Below are 16,398 nucleotides of genomic sequence, written 5' to 3' on the forward strand. Positions count from 1 at the left end.
GCCGTGGGGACTGGGCAGAAAAACGCAAGATGCGCTAAGCTCTAAAGCCCACCCTCATCACAAGGAACACCATGACCCTGATCGTCGTCGCCACCATCGATGCCCAAGCCGACCATATCGCCGCCGTGCGCGCCGCGCTGGAATCGGTCGTGCCGCCCAGCCGTCTCGAGAGCACCTGCCTGCGGTACGAGCTGCACCTGGACAATAAAATTCCCACCCGCTTTATCATGCTGGAAGAATGGGTTGACGAGGCAGCCTTGCGCGCGCATGAAGAAACGCCACATTTCAAGACGCTGGTCGCTGCCGTGGGCGACAAGGTCGTCAATATCAACGTGGCGGAACTGAGCAAGCTGGCGTAAGCGTCATCGCTGGCGTCAATCGCGCGCGCCAGCGGAAAGGTTGCCGTATAGAATGTGTCAACTTTTCTCCTGATACGCCATGACTACTCTCTCTATCCTGCGCAGCGCCACCACCGTGGCCACCCTGATGTTCAGCCCTGGCGCCTTTGCACAAGCGCCGATGCCCAATCTGGTGGGCGACTACGATCTCGCCTCGTCAACCACCGTACCGGCCAGCACCTGGGGCTATTCCAAGGGCCGCATTGCGGTCAAGCAGCTCGATGACAAGCATTTGCTGATCGTCCTGTCGTGCGAATGGAAACGCGAACCGAAGGCCGTTTGCGGCGATTATTTCTACGCCCAGTGGCGCGACGACGGCCTGTACCTGCAGGACATGAATACCTTCGCCATGCGCCTGTACTTCGATCCTGCCTCGCGCAAGCTGACGATTATTTCGCGCGGCGCCGACGCCAAGGCGAGTGTGCGCCACGACGTGTTCGCCGCTACCACCGCGCCGCTGACCGATGCAGCGCTGGTGCGGCGCATGAAACGCGAACTGGCCAATGCCGAGAGCAAGGAAAACCGCCGCGTCTTTGGCCCCTACAACAAGTGGGACTACAAAGAGAACCGCATCGAATTCCAGCAGCAAGCCGCCATCAAACCGTGAAGCGGCGCCAGTTGCTGCACCTGGCCGGTACCCTGCTGTGCTCGCCCGTGCTGGTGCGCGCTGCAGATACCGGCTTGACCGGCCCCGTGCGCAAGCGCATCCTGGCCACCATCGAAGTGGCCGCGCCCAGGGTGATCAACGTAGAGCACCTGGCGCTGATACGGCGCTTCAATATCGCCTGGTCGCCGGTGGAAAGCGGCGCGCCGATGCTGAACCCGGCGCAACCGCTGGGCGACGGCGATACCCTGTCGCTGGCGATGCAGATTACCGCCGGCAAGGATGCGGCGATGGCCGCGCAGCGCCTGATGGAGGCGGGGCAACTGCTGCCCCATTTCATGCAGATGGCGACACTCAAGCCGGGCAGCTATGCGCTGGACCAGGCCAGCTTTGCGTTTACCGAACGCCATCAGCTGCTGCTGCGCCGGCAATCGTGGCGCTCGCTGGAAATGCTGGGCCTGGGAGCCGAAGACTATCTGGGCGAAGGCTATTGGCCCACGCCGGCGGTCGACGGCAAGCGGCCGTATGGCGACTTCACGAATTATCCCGTTGAAATGGCGCAGGCACTGGGCTTGCCCGTGCGCAAGCAGCCTGACGGCACATTGACGGTCACGCCCGCGCTCGACAAGGAACTCGAAGCGCTGCACGAACAGACCATGCCGGCCATGCAGGTGTTCGTGCGGCATGCGGGCTTGATGCGCAATACCATCTAGCGCGCCTGCCTTCTGGCAGGTGTGCAAGAGATGACAAGCAGCTACGATGGCGGCACCCTCTTTGCGCAAGGAAGCACCGCCATGACCAGCCATCAACCCACCAATTCCCCGGCGCGCCACCCGATCGGCATTGCCCACGGCGTCACCTTCGACGTGGTGGCCTGGGGCCCGGCCATGGCCGAGGTCGACCTGAGCGTCGCCTGCATGTTCGAGCATGAAGTTGGCGACGCGCCCATCGCTGGCGGCCTGCTGGCCCTGGATCAGGCGCTGGGCGGCCAGTTGACACGGCTGCGCCGCGGCGGCGCCTTTCAAGCCCAGCCGATGGAAACCCTGCTGATCACCACGCCGCCGGCCGGCATGGCGCCGCGCGCGGTGCTCGTTATCGGCCTGGGCGAGCCTGGCTTGCTGACGTCGGACGTGCTGCGCCGTGCCACGCGGGTGGCCATGCGCGAGGCGATACGCCACGGCGCGCGCACGATGGCCTTTGCGCCCAGCGTGCTCGACGCCGGGCACACCGACAATGCTGCGCTCGATATGCCCGAAGTCATGCTGGACGGCATGCTGGGCGCGCTGGCCGCCGAGTTTTTGCTGGCCGAAACGGGCCTGGCGACCCGGCCGCTGCTGCAGCACTGCACCTTTGATGTCGGCGCCCCGCGCGTAGAGTCCGCCGCTCTGGCGTTTGCAGCGGCGTTTGCAAGGCTGCATGATGCCAAATAGCAAAATCAATCACAAGTGAGCCAACGAACGGTGGTTGGCCGCGACGTCCTCCATTCTTGATCGGGCCAGAACTTCGCCACGCATGCTTTCAAGAAAGGTCATACCATGGATGACAATACCAACCGCTCACGGCGCCATTTCGTTGGTGCCGCTGCCGGCGGCGCCCTCGCCTCCGTCGTCGCGCCAGCGATGGCGCAATCGAACTCTGCCCACCCTGCCGGACTGCCGCCCGATCCCGTTACCCAATATCCGCAACCGCCGTTTCCGGTCCAGCAGCAGCCCTGGCCCGGCTTGACGAGCAAGATGAATCCCCGCCCCGACCATGGCGAAACCAGCTACAAGGGTTCGGGCCGCCTGACGGGCCGGCGTGCCCTGATCACGGGTGGCGACTCTGGCATCGGCCGCGCCGCCGCCATCGCCTATGCGCGCGAAGGCGCAGACGTGGCAATCAACTACCTGCCGGCCGAAGAGGAAGACGCGCGCGAAGTGGCGCAGCTGATCCGCGCCGCCGGCCGCAAGGCCGTCACCATACCGGGCGACATCAAGGATGAAGCCTTCTGCCAGAAGCTGGTGGCCGAAGCGGCGCGCGCGCTGGGCGGCCTCGATATCCTCGTCAACAACGCGGCGCGCCAATTTTCGGTCGATTCCATCACCGACATGACCACCGCCCACTTCGATGAAACCTTCAAGACCAATGTGTACGCCATGTTCTGGATCACCAAGGCCGCCATTCCCTTGATGAAGCCAGGCTCGGCCATCATCAACACCGCGTCCGTGAATGCCTACGATCCCAGCGAAAACCTGCTCGACTATGCCGCCACCAAGGGCGCCATCATGATCTTCAGCAAGGGGCTGGCCAAGCAACTGGCCAGCAAGGGCATCCGCGTCAACGCCGTTGCACCGGGCCCCTTCTGGACCCCGCTGCAAGTGACCGGCGGCCAGCCGCCCGACAAGCTGCCAACCTTCGGCAAGGACACGCCGATGGGCCGCCCGGGCCAGCCGGCGGAACTGGCGGGCGTGTATGTGCTGCTGGCGTCAGGCGAATCGAGTTATGCGACGGGACAGGTGTATGCGGCCGTTGGCGGCAATGGCGGGCCTTGATTTTCCCGTCATGTCGGGCCGGACTGCAAGCCGCAGGCCGGCTCCTGCCCACTCATTTGAGTGGAAAGTGCGATCACCACTCGCCGCCTTCCAGCCGCACCGCCACCGTCGACAGCAAGGAGTGCAGCACCACCTCGATGCCGATCTCGGTAATAACGGTGCTGTAACGATAGGCGATGGTCACGCTCAGCCTTGCGGTGGTGTAGGCAATGGCGCCGGAGCCGGGACCGGTACAGGAGGCTCCTGCGGCACGGCCCGCCCATTCGATTCCTGCCCGCCGCCATCCTCGGCCGGCATGGCCAGCGGCGCGGCCGGCGCGCCGGCCTGCTCCATGTCGCCGCCCTCTTCCGTCGGCTCGTTTTCCGGCTCCATCGCTTCGATGCGGCGCGCTGGCGGTGGTGGCTTGCCGCCAGCGAAAATGGCGTCACGCGCCAGCTTGCCCGTGTCGAGCGCCGTCTTGAAGAAGTCGCCCACCACCAGCACGGCATTGTGGCCGCCCTGGCCCCAGTAGTTGCTGCGCATGGTGACGCGCGCGTCGTTGAAGCCGACCCAGGCGCCGCCCACCAGCTGCGGGTGCATCATGATGAACCAGCCATCGGCATTGTTTTGCGTGGTGCCGCTCTTGCCGGCCACGTCGGAGCGGATGCCGAAACGGTTGCGGATGGCCGTGCCGGTGCCGCGATCGATCACGCCGCGCATCATGTCGGTCAGGGTATCGGCCGATTCGATCTTCATCGCCTGGACCGGTTTATCCTCGCCGAAGCGGGCAATGACCTTGCCGTCGCGGTCGGTGATATGCGTGACCACATACGGCTTGCGCGCCTGGCCCTGGGCGGCGATGCTGGCGTACGCGTTGACCATTTCCAGCAAGGTGACGGGGCTGGTACCGAGCGCCAGCGATGGCACCGACTCAAGCTTGCTGTCACGCACGCCGAGCGCGCGCGCCAGCTTGATAATCGCTGGCAAGCCCACGTCCTGCATCACCTGCGCCGTAATGGTGTTCTTGGAGTACACCAGGCCTTCGCGCATGGTCATCTCGCGCCCGGTGGTGCCGCTCATGTCGGTCGGGCGCCACTTGGTGCCGTCGGCAGCCTTGATATCCATTACTTCGTCGCGGTAGATGTGTTCCGGGCTCAAGCCCTTTTCCAGCGCCGCGCCATACACGATGGGCTTGAAGGTGGAACCGGGCTGGCGCGCGGCCTGGGCTACGTGGTCGAACTGTTCGCGTGCAAAATCGCGGCTGCCGACCCAGGCGCGCAAGGCGCCTGTGGCCGGGTCCATTGCCACGAAACCGGCCTGCAAGCGGGTCTTCGACTTGCGCAAGGCAGACATAAAAGCGCGGTCGCCCTTCAGTTGCACCAAAGCCTGGTCGGCCGTCATGTCGGCCGTACCGCCGGTCGCCACCAGCTTGCGGTACTCGCCGGACTCCTTGACGAAGGCGTCAACCAGGGCCGGATGCGTTTTCCAGAAGTAATCGAACGGCACGCTACCCGACTGCATCGAGGCGTACATGCCGGTCGAGGTCGACGATGGCACGCCGGCGCGGCTCCATTCCACGTCGGCAATCGCCTGCAAGGCATTTGCCTGGCGCTCGACGGCACGCTCGGCCGCCTGCTGCAGGTCGCTGTCGAGCGTGGTGTGTACCACCAGGCCGTCCAGTTCCAGGTTGTAGTCGTTTTCGTCGGCCCATTCGATCAGCCATTTGCGTACATAGGCCGTGAAATGGCTGTCGGACTGCGCGCGTTCGCTCTGGCGCTCGAAGTGCAGCCGCAACGGCCGCTTGATCAGCTGCCTGTAGCGCTTCTCGTCGATCACCTCATGCTTGAGCATCTGGCCCAGCACCACGTTGCGGCGCTGCAGCGAGCGTTCCGGGTTGCCGACAGGATTGTAATAATTCGTGCCCTTGAGCATGCCGACCAGGGTTGCGCTTTCCAGGATATCGAGGCGCGCGGCCGGCTTGTCGAAATACGTGCGGGCCGCCATTTCGATGCCGAAGGTGTTGTACAGGAAAGGCACCGTGTTCAGATACGCTTCGAGGATTTCCGTCTTGCTGTAGGTGGCCTCGATTTTCAGGGCCGTGACCAGTTCCTTGAGCTTGCGATTGAGGTTGCGCGAGCGCCCTATTTCCGCCGGAAACATATTACGCGCCAGTTGCTGGGTAATCGTCGAACCACCTTGCGGGTCGCCGCTGATACTGTGGACGATGGCGCTGGCCAGGCGCCTGAAGTCAACGCCATGGTGGGCATAAAAACGGTGGTCTTCGGTGGCAATCAGGGCGCTGACCACATTCGGCGAGATCTGCTGCAAGGTGACGCGTTCCTGCAGGCCCTGATCGAAACGGGCCAGTTCCTCGCCGCCCGCGGCTACCATGGTGCTGGGCGCTGCCGTGCGCGCCTGGCGCAGGTCGTGGATGCTCGGCGTCAGTGGTATCAGCAGCAGCAGATAAGCCACCAGCAGCGCCAGCACGGCAAGGAAGGACCACAAGGCCATCACCAGCGCGCGCCGCCCGGCCGGCAAGGCCATCAGATAGGCATGGCCGCGCCCATACAGGGCCGCCAGGCGGGTTCCACCATGCCGACCAAGCCGCGCGGCCATATCCTTGCCGCGCGCCATCCATTGTTTTGCCTTTGCCCTTAACTGCTCCATGCTTTACCTGTTCCTTGCCTGTTGCCGGATAATCCGTTTCGGCAAGTATATAGAACGCGGGCACAGCCTGGCGGAATTTACAGGCGGAAAGCCTCTACGGTAACCTGGCCAGCATGGCGGGCAGCTCCCTGATCATCGCTTCGCGCGTGCGCAAGCCGGCCGACTGCTGGCCCGCTTGCTCATCTTGCACCAGCCGTGCAAACACAAACGTGCGTTCGCCCTTGCTGACCCAGCCGACAAACCAGCCATAGCCATGCGCTTCGTCAGCGGTGCCATCAGCCTTGCGCGGAAAGGCGGCGCCCGTCTTGCCATGCAACTGCCAGCCGCCGGGCAAGTCCGCCAGGCGCGTCAGGCTGGCTGTCTGGTCCATCGCCTCCCGGCTGACGGGGAGTTGATGATTGACCAGCTTGCGCAGGAAACCCAGTTGTTCGAGCGGCGAGATTTTCAGCGAGGAACTGATCCAGGAACGCTCCAGGCCGTTGTCCTTGCCGGGGTCGCCCGACACGTCCGCATTGCCATAGCCCAGCGAACGCGTGTATTTCTGGAAACGCGCCGCGCCGAGCGCCTGCGTGATCTGCTGCGAGTACCAGACGACGGAATACTGCATCCAGCGCGCCGGATCGGTATCCTGGCGCCAGGCGTCGCCGCCCCTGTCCACATACGTTTGCTTGTAAGGCAGGCGCGGCGCGTGCTGGTCCTTGAGGAAGCCGGCGTCATAGCCCATCAGGCTGAGCGCGATCTTGAAGGTCGACGCTGGCGTGACTCGGTCGATGCAGTTTCCTTCCTGCATCACCACCGTGCCGGAGGCGGCATCGGCGATGGCAGTACAGAGGGTGGCGGCCTGGGCCGTTGCGGACAGGCTGAAAGCCAGCGGTAAAAACGAGATCAGGGCAGAGCGAAATTTCATGGGCCTCCGGGATGCGTGCAGATGGCAAAGCGAAATTGTACCCACCTGCAGCCGCTCTTGCCAATGGCCGATGCCTCAGTCCCGTTCTTGCTGGCCGTCTGCCGGCGAGCGCTGCGGCTTCATGCGCTCTTCCTCGAGTTCACCCATGCCCATTTTTTCCTCGTCGAGCAGATCATGTTCGCGCCGTTCGCGCTCCACGTCCGCTTCGACCGCATCGCCGCCGTGGTCCAGGCCTGATTCGCCGTTCTTGTGTGCCATCGTCCATCTCCATTATCTGAATGAAAAGCAGTGTAGTCGGAAATTGGACAAGGGCAGCGTTCTTGTGGGCAGCAGGCAAGGTGCACGCCAAGCGTCAGGCTGCCTTGCGGAATGTCAGGTTGATGCGCTGCGCGCCCAGCAGCGCATGCTGGCCATCCTTCAGGGGCGCCACGCCGTGGTAGCGCAGGCGGTCGGCGCCGCCCCATACCACCACGTCGCCATGCACCAGCACGATGCGCGCGGCGTGGTCGGCGCGCAGCACACCGCCAAACAGGAAAGTGGCAGGCAGGCCCAGCGAGACGGAAACGATGGGCGCTGTCAGGTCGCATTCGTCCTTGTCCTGGTGCAGCGCCATGCGGGCGCCCGGCACATAGCGGTTGACCAGGCAGGCGTCGGGCATGAAACCGGGGTAGCCAGCCTTTGCTGCCGCCTCTTGCGCCAGTTGCAGAAACACCGGCGGCATGTCCGGCCACGGCGCGCTGCCGGCCGGATCTTGCCGCACATAGCGGTAGCCCCGCGTATCGGTCACCCAGCCAAGCTGGCCGCAATTGCTCATCGCCACCGACATGCGCAAGCCGCCCGGCGTGGCCATATGGCGCAACGGCGCTGCTTGCACGATGGCGTCAATCGCGACCAGCAGCTGAGTCACCCAGGGCAAGGCAAAACCGCGCAGCAGCACGGAGGCGGTACTGCCTGGCACCAGCGGCACGGGGCCGCTGGCGGCGAAATCATCATCGGCAAACAGGGACAGGTTCATGCCCTATTCTAGCGCGCCGTGAAAAAAGGCGCAGCGTCGGTTACAGTAGCGTCTACACTCACTTGACTGCACCTTACTTGGACTACTACGATGGATCATTACGCCGATTTGCTAGCCACCCTGGCGCAGCAGGAAGAAACCCTGCAGTTCGACCGCTTCGACAACGACACCGCGCTGGCCGTCGGCCTGTGGATCGTCGAGGAAGTGCGCAAGCGTGGCAAGGCCGTCACCGTCGATATCACGCGCAATGGCCAGGTGCTGTTCCACTATGCCATGAGCGGCGCCACCATCGACCAGGCCGACTGGATACGGCGCAAGAACAATACGGTGCAGCGCTTTGCGCGCAGCTCATACGCGATGGGTATTTCCTACAAAAACAAGGGCGCGACGTTCGAAGAAGTCGCCTACCTGGACAATGTGGAATATGCGGGCCACGGCGGCGCGTTTCCCTTGCTGATCCGTGGCGTGGGCATGGTCGGCACGGTCACCGTGTCGGGCCTGGCGCAGGCCGATGACCATGCGCTGGTGGTAGCGGCATTGCAGGCGCAGCTGGACGCGCACTGATCAAGGCAATCGCCTTGTGCACGCGATGCGCGCGCAGCAGGAAAAATCCGAATGGCAGGCCGTACAGTAAAAAGAGCAGGTAGACCATGGGATCGCCCCATGAGATGGCGCACAAGCTGCACATCACGAAGCTCGCCACCAGTTGAAACAGCAACTGCCCCCGCGAGGGCGCCACCACCTCGCCAGAGCCGTGATCGACCCAGCCGCGCAAGGTGCTCCAGTCGCCCTCCTTTTCGAGGATGGCCGTGACTTCCATGCCAGCTTCGATCGCCGGCCAGCCCGGCAGCCACAAGGAATAATGTCGGCTGGCGCCCGAGGCAAAGCCGAAATTCGTCGTTTTTCTTCCTCGACCGCTGAGGCGCTCGACACTGAAGACGCGGTCAATGGTGACGGTTGCTGGATGCAAGTGAAGGTTCCGGCGGGCGGTCAGGATGGGTTGATCAGCGAGCTTAGCACATGATCGGCCCAGTGTCCGTTGATTTTCAGGTAGCGCCTGGCCAGCCCTTCCCTTTCAAAACCCAGTCGCTGCAGCAAGGCGGCGCTCCTGACGTTGGCGGGCTGGTAATTTGCCATGATACGGTGCAGCCCGATGGACTGGAAGATGTGGGTAATCGCCGCTTGCAACGCTTCGGCCATATAGCCCCTGCCCTGATGCTCTGCTGATAGCGAAAAGCCGAGATGGCAGGCCTGGAACGGGCCGCGCACGATATTCGTGAAGCTGCACAGGCCGATCAATTCCGTGCTGCCCTGCCTTGCCAGCAACCAGTGTACCGCGCTGCCGCCGGCCAGGTGCTCGCGCATCTGGCGCAGTTGCAGTTCCACGTCATCGAGGGTGTAGAACGACGCGGCACGCAGCGGCTCCCATGAGCTCAGATGCATCCGGTTCGATAGCCGGTAACGCAACAGAGCCGGCCCGTCATCGGCAGCGGGCTGCGCCAGCACCAGGCGCTGCGTGCGTATCCGCTCTGTCATGCGATTACTTCGGTCTGGTCGACAGCGCCACGATCGCCACGCCGGCCGCCACGATCAGCGCATCCTCGATCAGGCCGCTACGGGTCTGGCCGATGCGCGCCATCGCCTCCTTGCGGCCCGCCAGGGTCAGGTAGGCCAGCGGCACGGCGGTAGCGACCGCGACGGCAGCACCGGTCTTTTCACGCCCTTCAGGCGCCAGCGCCGCGCCGGCAATGCCGGCACTCAACACGCGTGCCAGCAAGCCCAGGAACACCGTGCGGTCCGGCGCCGTCTTCATTTTGTCGCCGTACAATTCTGCCGCGCCCATCACCAGCGCACCGGCCTTGAACACGGGACGGTCGAGCAGCACCAGTTGGCCCGTCGTGTGGCGCCCGGCCAGGCGCGCGGCGGCGATAGTGGCCATCGGTGTCATGGAACGCGCGCTGGCAACAGCGCCGATCAGGATCGAGGAAAGCAGGCTGCGGATATTCATCTTGTGTACTCCTGTGCGTGGGATGTTGTCGCATCAAGGCTGCCGGTAACGGCCTCGTCATGCAAGATGGTTATTGTAGCCAGCTCTGCGTGTCGTGTCGCCACGCAGGGCTGGCGTTACAGGCAGGCCGGCGCCCATATGCAGCCAGGCATGAACGATGAGACAAAGTACGCGAGACAAGACCACACGACGACAGCGATCACCCGCAGCACCTTCTTCATCCATGAAGGCGGGAAATAGCTGGCCGCCAGCACGGCCAGCACCAGCGCCAGGAGCACAAGAAAGGTGTCCACTTGCCGCGACAAAGGCAGGTGCAACTGGTACTCCCAGTACATGAGCGCAATATGAACGGCCGGAACAAGAATGACTGCAAAGGCCAGTGCGGCCAGGTCGGCATGTCGATGGGTGTTACTGCCTTGCATGGCACCTCACGGTCGCCAGGGTTAGCGCCGCAGTGTAGCCTGCCATTGCCATTGCCATGATGGCAATGATGGCAATGATCACCATGCTCTGACATCAAATGCGCTGCCCGCCATCGATTGGAATCTCGGCGCCGGTAATATACGAGGCGCGCTCGCTGCACAGGAATTCCACCAGGTCGGCCACTTCGGCCGTGGTGCCCAGCCGGCGCAGCGGGATTTGCGTGTCGACGATATGCGAGGTACCGGGCGACAAGATCGCCGTATCGATTTCACCGGGTGCGATGGCGTTCACGCGCACGTTCATCGGCGCCATGTCGTTGGCCATTTCGCGCGTCAATGACGCCAGCGCCGCCTTGGAACTGGCGTAGGCCGAGCCGGCGAACGGGTGCACGCGATAGCCGGCGATCGAACACAGGTTGACCACCGCGCCGCGCGCATTCGACAGTTCCTGGGCAAAGCCGCGCGTCAGCGCCAGCGGCGCAAAAAAATTGGTGTTGTACATCGCCTGCCAGGTCTGCATGTCGGTCGTCAGGGAATTGACGCGCGAGCCGCCCGGCCCTTTCGGCGACACACCGGCGTTGTTGACCAGCGCGTGCAGCTTGCCGTCTGGCAGCATCGGGCGCAGCATGTCGACCATTTGGCCGATCTGGCTCAAATCCGACAAATCCATGCAAAAGTGCGTATTGTGTTCAGCGCTGCGCGGGCAGCCGAGTGGAATCGGGCTGCGCGAAACCGTGATCACGCGCCAGCCAAGGCTGCGGAAACGCTCGGCGACGGCGTGGCCGATGCCGCGGCTGGCGCCGGTGACGATGGCGGTTTTCTGTTCGATATCAGTCATCTTGTTCCTTTTCAGCTTCAGCTTCAGGTTCTGCGGCGGCCTGCTCCCTCTGCCGCACATACGCCAGCAATTGCGCGCCGCCGTCCAGGATGTCGCGCACCATCGCCTGCCGGGCCGCTTCGCCATCGCGTGCCTGCAGGGCGTCGAGGATGGCGCGGTGGTGGCCGACCCGCATGGTGGGCGTGAAGGCCGCATAGCCGGCGGCGATCAGCGGCGCGATCTGCATCCAAAGATGGTCGACAAAACGCTTCAATGTCGGCATGCAGGATGCCTGCGCCAGCCCCAGGTGGAAGGCCTGGTTGCACTGCAGGGCGCCAGCCAGGTCCTGGCGCGCGATGGCGTCTTCGTTGGCCTGCAACAGCTGCTCGAGTTGCGCCAGGGTCGCCGCGTCGGCATGCTGCGCCGCCATCGCCGCACCCAGTCCTTCGAGTTCCACCCGCAGGGCACGGATTTCCAGGTAGCGTGCTTCGCTCAACATGGGCACGCGAAAGTCGCGCGGCGAGCGCAGCACCAGCGCTTCTTCCTGCACCAGCTGCAGCATGGCATCACGCACCGGCGTGACGCTGGTGCCCAATTGCAGCGCCAGTTCGCGGATGCGCAGGCGGTCGTTGGGCCGGAAGCGCCCCGCCGCCAGCGCTTCGCGCAAGCGCGCATGCACCGATTTTCCCAGGTTGGCGTGCGACAATTGATCGAGCTGATAGGCCATGCAGTCCTTCATTAATTTATGATGCATCATACATCAATCTGTTTTCCCCTGCTGCTCCTGCCTTTCATGGATTAAAATCACTGGCCTAGACCACCCATGAAAACAGGATAAAACAAGATGACGGCAGTGAACGGCACTGAAACGACGGAACTCAAGCGCGGGCTGAAAAGCCGCCATATCCAGTTGATCGCCTTGGGCGGCGCGATCGGCACCGGCCTGTTCCTGGGCATCGCGCAAACCATCAAGATGGCTGGGCCCTCGGTGCTGCTCGGCTACGGCATTGCCGGCGTAATCGCCTTCCTGATCATGCGCCAGCTGGGCGAGATGGTGGTCGATGAACCGGTGGCTGGCTCCTTCAGCTATTTTGCCGACAAATACTGCGGCCACCTGCCCGGCTTTTTGTCGGGCTGGAATTACTGGGTGTTGTATGTGCTGGTCAGCATGGCCGAACTGACGGCCGTCGGCATCTATGTGCAGTACTGGTGGCCAGGCGTGCCGACCTGGGTCTCGGCGCTGGTTTTCTTCTGCGTGATTAACGCCATCAGCCTGCTGAACGTGAAGGCCTTCGGCGAGATGGAATTCTGGTTTGCACTGATCAAGGTGGTGGCGATTATCGGCATGATCGTCTTCGGCGCTTACCTGCTGGCGTCCGGCGACGCCGGCCCGCAGGCCTCGGTGGCCAATCTGTGGCAGCACGGCGGCTTTTTCCCGAACGGCTGGCAGGGCCTGGTGATGGCGATGGCCGTGATCATGTTCTCGTTCGGCGGCCTGGAGCTGGTCGGCATCACGGCAGCCGAAGCGGACGATCCCGGCACCACCATCCCGCGCGCCACCAACCAGGCCATCTACCGCATCCTGATCTTTTATATCGGCGCGCTCGGCATTTTGCTGTCGCTGTATCCGTGGCAGAATGTGGTCACCGGCGGCAGCCCTTTCGTGCTGATTTTCCACGCACTCGACAGCAACCTGGTGGCCACCGCCCTGAACGTGGTGGTGCTCACCGCCGCGCTTTCTGTGTACAACAGCGGCGTCTACTGCAACACGCGCATGCTGTTCGGCCTGGCGAAACAGGGCAATGCGCCGGGCGCGCTGCTGCACCTGAACCGCCGCGGCGTGCCACTGGTCGCCCTGGGCGTATCGGCGCTGGCGACCGGCATCTGCGTGGTGGTCAATTATTTCATGCCTGGCGAAGCGTTCGAAATGCTGATGGGACTGGTCGTGTCGGCCCTGATCATCAACTGGGCCATGATCAGCTGGATCCACCTGCGCTTTCGCGCGCAGAAAAAACTGGAAGGCAAGAGCACCGTGTTCCAGAGCCTGGGCTACCCGTATACCAACTACCTGTGCCTGGCGTTTTTGGCCGGCATCCTGGTGATCATGTTCCTGACCCCGGGGCTGCGTATTTCGGTGTACCTGATTCCCGTCTGGCTGGGTGCGCTGGGCATCGGTTACGCCATCAGGCAAAGCCGCGCCAAGGCCTGAACCTTACTTCCCCGCTGTCGCCGTCAGGAACACATCATCGTTCAGCGCCGACAGCATCTGCGTGCGCTGCTGGGCCTTTTGTTCCTGGTTCAGCTGCGCCTGGCCAGCCTGGTATGGACCCAGGGCGGCCACCAGGTCACGCATCAGCGCGTGCTGGCTCGGCGTGGTCAGGTCTGATTTGAGCTTGCCCATCTCATAGCGCTGCACGCGCGTCGACTGGCTTGAAGACTGCTCCAGGCTGGCCTTGGACAGCTTGCCGCCCTGGTAGGCGATGCTGGCCAGGCTGCTGGCCGTGTCCTCGATCTGGTGATACGTGTAGTTCTGCGACTCGGCGGCGCTGGTCAGGCGCAGCGAGGTGCCGGCCACCAGCGGCATGTGGAAGCTGGCGCTCAGGCTGGCGGTTTGCTGTTGCGAAATCGAACGGTCGTCATAGCTGCGTCCAGCCAGACTGGTGCGCTGCCCCACTTCATAATTGAACGCATCCTGCTCGGACAAGCGCATCGGGTTTTCCATCTTCGGCGTTTGCGATACCGATGCCGAAAAATCGGCCAGTCCCGTCAACATGGCGCGGTCTTGCGCCGCCAGCGCCCATTTGCCGGGAGTGGCTCCGCTGGTGGACAGCTTGGCCGCCTCGCCGACGGGGCTGTGCAAGGCGCTGAAGGTGTCCTTGAACAAGCCCATCAAGGCGCCGTCGGCATGGCCGCGCGTGGCCGCCTGGTCAAACTGGCTCATGTAGCTTTTCAGGGCGCGCGCCTGCTGTTCCGGTCCGCCCAGGCTGGCCGCCTGGCTGGCGTCGACCTTCACGTCCAGGCTGCCAGCCGCGCCGCTGAACGCGACCTTGCGCTGCGTGGCGTCAGCCTGGAACGACAAGGTCTGCACGCTGGGCGGCTGGGTATCGAGGCCCACCTGAGCGCGCAGATCGATCGAGGCCAGCTGCTTCGCATCGAACTGCATCAGGCCTGCCAGCCTGAGCTGCGGCGGGTCCTGCGCCATGCCGTCGATCGCTTCCTGGAAGGCTTTCGACAACTGGCCCAGCGCCCGCGTTTCGTCTTCCGTCAGTTCTCCACTGGCCGTCATCTGCACGGCCAGTGCATCGCCATCGCTGTCGAGCGACAGTTTCACTTCGACACCGCTTCTGGTGGTGATGCCCAGGCTGAACTTGTCGTCGCCCATGCCGTGCAAGGCACCCGAGACGCCGGTGGCAATGCCGGCGTAGGTTGCGGCCTGCGTGCCGTTTGGTGCACGCTGCGCCGTTTGCGACAACTGCGTCACGCCGCCCTTCAACTGGTCGAGCAAGGCGGCACCGAGGCCGCTGAAGCGTCCCGCGCCGGAACCGGCCGAAAAGTTTTTCGCCATCAGTTCGCTGACCTGGTCGCGCGAGGCACGCTCCCACTGTAGCGGCGCGGCAGCTGTCTGCGTGGCCCCCTGCGCAGCGGCGGCGCCGAGCGCAACAATGCTGGAAGACGTAGTGACTGGCAAGGAAGTAGTTTCCTCGCGGCTGGCAATGGCGGTGGCAGTGGCAGTGGCAGTGCCGCGCAGGGTGCCGGCATTCCAGCTTGCAATGGGAGAAATCGACGTCATGGCCGTTCTGCCTTGCTACTTTGATGAGAGTTTAAAAAATTAATAATTTTCATTTTTTGATAATTTTTTCGCCCGGCTGACACACGCGTGCCAAGCAGATTTGGCTATAACGGCAGGACAAACCAAAACATGAGACTGGCGGGCGGCATTCTATTATTGTCCCCGCCTTTGTACAAGCAATTGTACACAATTTAGTTATCTATTTGTAAATAATAATTTGGCAGCGATAATTAATAGATATTTTTAAAATTTTGAATTAATATATTCAGAACATGCCGCGCCGGTTAAATCGGCGGCAAGACACTGCCGTATTCCACAGTCGAAAGGAAAAACATGCAAGCCTATATCGCCAGCATATTTCATGTTGATTTTTCTTTTCGATTCGCGGCGAGCTGATCCATGCATGCAGAAGCTTCAGCAACCTCCCGGAGGCGTGATCGCGCCGCCCGTCTTTTCATTCCCCTCATTTGAAAGCGAAACCGCATGGATCCGATTTTAGGTAGTGTCATGCTGTGCCCATACATCTTTGCACCGCAAGGCTGGATGTTTTGCAGCGGCCAGACTCTCAATATCCAGACCAATGCCGCGCTGTACGCACTGATCGGCATCCAGTTTGGCGGCAATGGCCAGACCACCTTCAACCTGCCCGACCTGCGTGGCCGCATTCCGGTGGCGGTCAACAACACCGTCGCCCCCGACCGCATCGTCACCGCCCCCGTCAATGCCCAGGGCGTGCCGACCAGGCCAGGCGTGGTGGGCGATACCCTGGGCGCCAATGTGCGCCTGGTCAGCAGCGGCCCGGCAGGCTTCACGCTGACGCAAGCCAACCTGCCGGCGCACACCCATGTGGCCACCGTATCGAGCGGCTCGTCGACGGTCGACGTCACCTTGAGCGCCGCGCTCGACGAGGCCACCGATCCCGGGCCGTCGGTCGGCGGCTACCTGGCCACGGCGGCATCGGTGGGCGGCTCCGTCACCAATATGTACCTGCCCGCGCTGGGCACCAGCGGCAGCGTCACCCTGGCCAAGGCCAGCGGACAGGTCAGCTTCAGCCCGACTGTCAGCAATGCCATCACCGGCAACGGCCAGCCGGTCAACGCGCTGATCACGCTGACGGCGCAGAGCGCACCGACACCGCCTTTCCTGGCCATGCAATACATCATCGCCGTGGAGGGGGTTTTCCCGCAGCGTAACTAATATATGATTTTTATTGTTTACATATTTTCATATCGGCGATGTAAAGTGCATTGCATTTTTAAA

At 63.0% G+C, this 16,398-nt stretch carries 19 protein-coding genes; 8 read left to right on the plus strand and 11 right to left on the minus strand.

The window, feature by feature from the left end:
- Nucleotides 1-71: 71 nt before the first annotated feature.
- The 5 genes from ACQ4WM_RS15535 to ACQ4WM_RS15555 all read left to right on the plus strand — a co-directional run bounded on the left by ACQ4WM_RS15535 (nucleotide 72) and on the right by ACQ4WM_RS15555 (nucleotide 3,533).
- A complete protein-coding gene (locus tag ACQ4WM_RS15535) occupies nucleotides 72-359 on the plus strand; it encodes a putative quinol monooxygenase (protein ID WP_436547578.1) in 288 nt (95 codons plus the stop codon).
- A gap of 79 nt (nucleotides 360-438) precedes the next feature.
- Nucleotides 439-1,005 carry a hypothetical protein gene (locus tag ACQ4WM_RS15540; protein WP_436547579.1) on the plus strand — a complete coding sequence of 189 codons (567 nt, stop codon included), beginning with the start codon at nucleotides 439-441 and terminating at the stop codon, nucleotides 1,003-1,005.
- Nucleotides 1,002-1,715, plus strand: a complete 714-nt coding sequence (locus tag ACQ4WM_RS15545; RefSeq protein WP_436547580.1) for a hypothetical protein — start codon at nucleotides 1,002-1,004, stop codon at nucleotides 1,713-1,715. Before ACQ4WM_RS15540 ends, ACQ4WM_RS15545 begins: the two co-directional genes overlap by 4 nt.
- A gap of 81 nt (nucleotides 1,716-1,796) precedes the next feature.
- Nucleotides 1,797-2,432 carry a M17 family peptidase N-terminal domain-containing protein gene (locus tag ACQ4WM_RS15550; RefSeq protein ID WP_436547581.1) on the plus strand — a complete coding sequence of 212 codons (636 nt, stop codon included), beginning with the start codon at nucleotides 1,797-1,799 and terminating at the stop codon, nucleotides 2,430-2,432.
- Nucleotides 2,433-2,537: 105 nt separating this feature from the next.
- Entirely contained in the window at nucleotides 2,538-3,533 is a 996-nt protein-coding gene (locus tag ACQ4WM_RS15555) for an SDR family oxidoreductase (protein WP_436547582.1), read from the plus strand.
- 186 nt (nucleotides 3,534-3,719) lie between these two features.
- On the opposite strand, the gene ACQ4WM_RS15560 is transcribed toward ACQ4WM_RS15555, so the two are convergent.
- The 4 genes from ACQ4WM_RS15560 to alkB all read right to left on the minus strand — a co-directional run bounded on the left by ACQ4WM_RS15560 (nucleotide 3,720) and on the right by alkB (nucleotide 8,101).
- Entirely contained in the window at nucleotides 3,720-6,179 is a 2,460-nt protein-coding gene (locus ACQ4WM_RS15560; protein ID WP_436547583.1) for a penicillin-binding protein 1A, read from the minus strand.
- Nucleotides 6,180-6,273: 94 nt separating this feature from the next.
- The gene (gene blaOXA, locus ACQ4WM_RS15565; RefSeq protein ID WP_436547584.1) at nucleotides 6,274-7,086 is read right to left on the minus strand and encodes a class D beta-lactamase; all 813 of its coding nucleotides are present in this window, start codon (nucleotides 7,084-7,086) and stop codon (nucleotides 6,274-6,276) included.
- Between the two features lie 75 nt (nucleotides 7,087-7,161).
- Complete coding sequence (locus tag ACQ4WM_RS15570; RefSeq protein ID WP_436547585.1) at nucleotides 7,162-7,344, minus strand: hypothetical protein; 183 nt, start codon at nucleotides 7,342-7,344, stop codon at nucleotides 7,162-7,164.
- A gap of 94 nt (nucleotides 7,345-7,438) precedes the next feature.
- Nucleotides 7,439-8,101, minus strand: coding sequence for a DNA oxidative demethylase AlkB (gene alkB, locus ACQ4WM_RS15575; protein WP_436547586.1), 663 nt, complete (start codon nucleotides 8,099-8,101; stop codon nucleotides 7,439-7,441).
- Nucleotides 8,102-8,191: 90 nt separating this feature from the next.
- On the opposite strand from alkB, the gene ACQ4WM_RS15580 reads away from it, so the two are divergent.
- A complete protein-coding gene (locus ACQ4WM_RS15580) occupies nucleotides 8,192-8,665 on the plus strand; it encodes a heme-degrading domain-containing protein (protein WP_436547587.1) in 474 nt (157 codons plus the stop codon).
- Here ACQ4WM_RS15580 and ACQ4WM_RS15585 read toward each other — a convergent pair.
- From ACQ4WM_RS15585 to ACQ4WM_RS15610, 6 genes are all read right to left on the minus strand, one after another.
- Entirely contained in the window at nucleotides 8,586-9,071 is a 486-nt protein-coding gene (locus ACQ4WM_RS15585) for a hypothetical protein (RefSeq protein WP_436547588.1), read from the minus strand. The genes ACQ4WM_RS15580 and ACQ4WM_RS15585 overlap by 80 nt on opposite strands.
- Before the next feature lie 20 nt (nucleotides 9,072-9,091).
- Nucleotides 9,092-9,637, minus strand: coding sequence for a GNAT family N-acetyltransferase (locus tag ACQ4WM_RS15590; RefSeq protein WP_436547589.1), 546 nt, complete (start codon nucleotides 9,635-9,637; stop codon nucleotides 9,092-9,094).
- A gap of 4 nt (nucleotides 9,638-9,641) precedes the next feature.
- Nucleotides 9,642-10,109 carry a hypothetical protein gene (locus ACQ4WM_RS15595; RefSeq protein ID WP_436547590.1) on the minus strand — a complete coding sequence of 156 codons (468 nt, stop codon included), beginning with the start codon at nucleotides 10,107-10,109 and terminating at the stop codon, nucleotides 9,642-9,644.
- Nucleotides 10,110-10,225: 116 nt separating this feature from the next.
- Nucleotides 10,226-10,531, minus strand: coding sequence for a hypothetical protein (locus ACQ4WM_RS15600; RefSeq protein ID WP_436547591.1), 306 nt, complete (start codon nucleotides 10,529-10,531; stop codon nucleotides 10,226-10,228).
- A 94-nt stretch (nucleotides 10,532-10,625) separates the two neighbouring features.
- Complete coding sequence (locus ACQ4WM_RS15605) at nucleotides 10,626-11,369, minus strand: SDR family NAD(P)-dependent oxidoreductase (protein WP_436547592.1); 744 nt, start codon at nucleotides 11,367-11,369, stop codon at nucleotides 10,626-10,628.
- Nucleotides 11,362-12,075, minus strand: a complete 714-nt coding sequence (locus ACQ4WM_RS15610; protein WP_436547593.1) for a GntR family transcriptional regulator — start codon at nucleotides 12,073-12,075, stop codon at nucleotides 11,362-11,364. The genes ACQ4WM_RS15605 and ACQ4WM_RS15610 overlap by 8 nt, the downstream gene beginning before the upstream one ends.
- Nucleotides 12,076-12,192: 117 nt before the next feature.
- Here ACQ4WM_RS15610 and ACQ4WM_RS15615 point away from each other — a divergent pair, with 117 nt between their 5' ends.
- Nucleotides 12,193-13,557 carry an amino acid permease gene (locus tag ACQ4WM_RS15615; RefSeq protein ID WP_436547594.1) on the plus strand — a complete coding sequence of 455 codons (1,365 nt, stop codon included), beginning with the start codon at nucleotides 12,193-12,195 and terminating at the stop codon, nucleotides 13,555-13,557.
- Between the two features lie 3 nt (nucleotides 13,558-13,560).
- On the opposite strand, the gene ACQ4WM_RS15620 is transcribed toward ACQ4WM_RS15615, so the two are convergent.
- Entirely contained in the window at nucleotides 13,561-15,138 is a 1,578-nt protein-coding gene (locus tag ACQ4WM_RS15620; protein ID WP_436547595.1) for a hypothetical protein, read from the minus strand.
- 483 nt (nucleotides 15,139-15,621) lie between these two features.
- Between ACQ4WM_RS15620 and ACQ4WM_RS15625 the strand changes: the two genes are divergently transcribed.
- Nucleotides 15,622-16,335 carry a phage tail protein gene (locus ACQ4WM_RS15625; RefSeq protein WP_436547596.1) on the plus strand — a complete coding sequence of 238 codons (714 nt, stop codon included), beginning with the start codon at nucleotides 15,622-15,624 and terminating at the stop codon, nucleotides 16,333-16,335.
- The last annotated feature ends 63 nt before the right edge of the window (nucleotides 16,336-16,398 follow it).

Source organism: Janthinobacterium longum (genome assembly GCF_051380735.1).
Taxonomy (GTDB): Bacteria; Pseudomonadota; Gammaproteobacteria; order Burkholderiales; family Burkholderiaceae_D; genus Janthinobacterium.

Bases quoted from the DNA above. Each gene is read 5' to 3' on its own strand.
- ACQ4WM_RS15540 (WP_436547579.1), top strand. From the start codon at position 439: ATGACTACTCTCTCTATCCTGCGCAGCGCCACCACCGTGGCCACCCTG.
- ACQ4WM_RS15555 (WP_436547582.1), top strand. From the start codon at position 2,538: ATGGATGACAATACCAACCGCTCACGGCGCCATTTCGTTGGTGCCGCT.
- ACQ4WM_RS15580 (WP_436547587.1), top strand. From the start codon at position 8,192: ATGGATCATTACGCCGATTTGCTAGCCACCCTGGCGCAGCAGGAAGAA.
- ACQ4WM_RS15605 (WP_436547592.1), bottom strand. From the start codon at position 11,369: ATGACTGATATCGAACAGAAAACCGCCATCGTCACCGGCGCCAGCCGC.
- ACQ4WM_RS15570 (WP_436547585.1), bottom strand. From the start codon at position 7,344: ATGGCACACAAGAACGGCGAATCAGGCCTGGACCACGGCGGCGATGCG.
- ACQ4WM_RS15590 (WP_436547589.1), bottom strand. From the start codon at position 9,637: ATGACAGAGCGGATACGCACGCAGCGCCTGGTGCTGGCGCAGCCCGCT.
- alkB (WP_436547586.1), bottom strand. From the start codon at position 8,101: ATGAACCTGTCCCTGTTTGCCGATGATGATTTCGCCGCCAGCGGCCCC.
- ACQ4WM_RS15550 (WP_436547581.1), top strand. From the start codon at position 1,797: ATGACCAGCCATCAACCCACCAATTCCCCGGCGCGCCACCCGATCGGC.
- ACQ4WM_RS15610 (WP_436547593.1), bottom strand. From the start codon at position 12,075: ATGGCCTATCAGCTCGATCAATTGTCGCACGCCAACCTGGGAAAATCG.
- blaOXA (WP_436547584.1), bottom strand. From the start codon at position 7,086: ATGAAATTTCGCTCTGCCCTGATCTCGTTTTTACCGCTGGCTTTCAGC.
- ACQ4WM_RS15600 (WP_436547591.1), bottom strand. From the start codon at position 10,531: ATGCAAGGCAGTAACACCCATCGACATGCCGACCTGGCCGCACTGGCC.
- ACQ4WM_RS15620 (WP_436547595.1), bottom strand. From the start codon at position 15,138: ATGACGTCGATTTCTCCCATTGCAAGCTGGAATGCCGGCACCCTGCGC.
- ACQ4WM_RS15560 (WP_436547583.1), bottom strand. From the start codon at position 6,179: ATGGAGCAGTTAAGGGCAAAGGCAAAACAATGGATGGCGCGCGGCAAG.
- ACQ4WM_RS15595 (WP_436547590.1), bottom strand. From the start codon at position 10,109: ATGAATATCCGCAGCCTGCTTTCCTCGATCCTGATCGGCGCTGTTGCC.
- ACQ4WM_RS15535 (WP_436547578.1), top strand. From the start codon at position 72: ATGACCCTGATCGTCGTCGCCACCATCGATGCCCAAGCCGACCATATC.
- ACQ4WM_RS15615 (WP_436547594.1), top strand. From the start codon at position 12,193: ATGACGGCAGTGAACGGCACTGAAACGACGGAACTCAAGCGCGGGCTG.
- ACQ4WM_RS15625 (WP_436547596.1), top strand. From the start codon at position 15,622: ATGGATCCGATTTTAGGTAGTGTCATGCTGTGCCCATACATCTTTGCA.